This window comes from Mycobacterium sp. NGS40, from assembly GCF_059812735.1.
This window is the reverse complement of the sequence record NZ_JCALDG010000091.1, coordinates 1-1,084: the sequence shown is the minus strand read 5'-3', so window position 1 is coordinate 1,084 and position 1,084 is coordinate 1. Positions and strand designations below refer to the sequence as shown.

At 63.8% G+C, this 1,084-nt stretch carries 1 protein-coding gene; it reads right to left on the bottom strand.

Annotated elements, in window-relative coordinates; all coding sequences use genetic code 11:
• Positions 1-93: 93 nt before the first annotated feature.
• The coding region (locus AC5Y5O_RS32030; protein ID WP_500028749.1) for a PPE family protein, SVP subgroup at positions 94-1,084 on the bottom strand (991 nt) is incomplete at its 5' end.

Here is a 1,084-nt window from a genome sequence, read left to right as displayed (position 1 = left end):
GGCCAATCATCGCGAACACACCGAGTACCGCGAATAGCCGTTTCATGATTACCTTCTTTCGTGCTGAGCCAGATCACTGAATCAGGTTGTTCCTCAACCTAATTGCGCATCTCCGGACGGGATGACCTTGGACTTCTTCTTTTTTAGGTGCACCGCGTGGATACCCGGCTTCTTGGCCAGCTGCTCGAGCAGCGCGTCGAGACCTTTCTCATCGACGTTGTGATGCTGCACGGTTTCGGGCTTCTCCGAAATCTGTGCCACCAAACGTTTCAGGTGTTCCGGCGAGTTCTTATCTTTGAGGTCTTTGAGCGGTTTCATCCGGTTGCGGACGCTGGCGTTTACCACGGTGGGACCTCCGGCGCCCATCGCGCTTCCGAGCATTCCCGCCATTCCCAACGAGCTGAACAGGCTTCCCTCGCTTAGCGCCGCCGCCGGGATGGCCTCCGGCCCGGCGGCCGTCAAGGCGGCGGCCACCGTCCTGATCGCCGGCGTCGACGAGGCCCAACTGGGCGGAACCGTCAGCGATCCGACCAGCGTGCCCCGAGCGAAACCCGCCGTGGGCGAGATCGCGTCGAACAGGGTGCCCCGGGTGAAGCCCAACGCGCCCAGACCAGCGCCCAGCGCGTCTTTGGGGAGTGCGCCGTACGCCACCGGAGGCGCGAACTTGAGCCATTGCGACACAGGGAAGTTGATCAGCAGCCCGATGTCGTTGAACCCGGTGGTAAAGCTGAGTGGGCCCTTGAGGCCGGTGTACACAGCGTTGACCCACGCTGATCCGTTTGGCCCAAGGGCCGAGTTGAAGAGCCCGTTGATGAAGTTTGTGTACTCGGTGGCGAGCTGCGAGAGAAATTGCAGCGGGCCGCCCGAGGTCGCGCTGGCAGCAGCTGCGGCGGCTGGTGCCGCGGCTGCCGCAGCGGCTGTGGTTGGTGCGACCGCAGCCTGCATCTCCGTGCCTGCGGGGTTGGTCGTCTGCGGCGCCTCGGTGAACGGCGCCAACTCGGACGCAGTTGCCGAGGACGCGAAGTAGGTGTCCATCGCCTCGCCGTCCTGGGCCCACATTTCGGCGTATTGCGCCTCGGTGGCG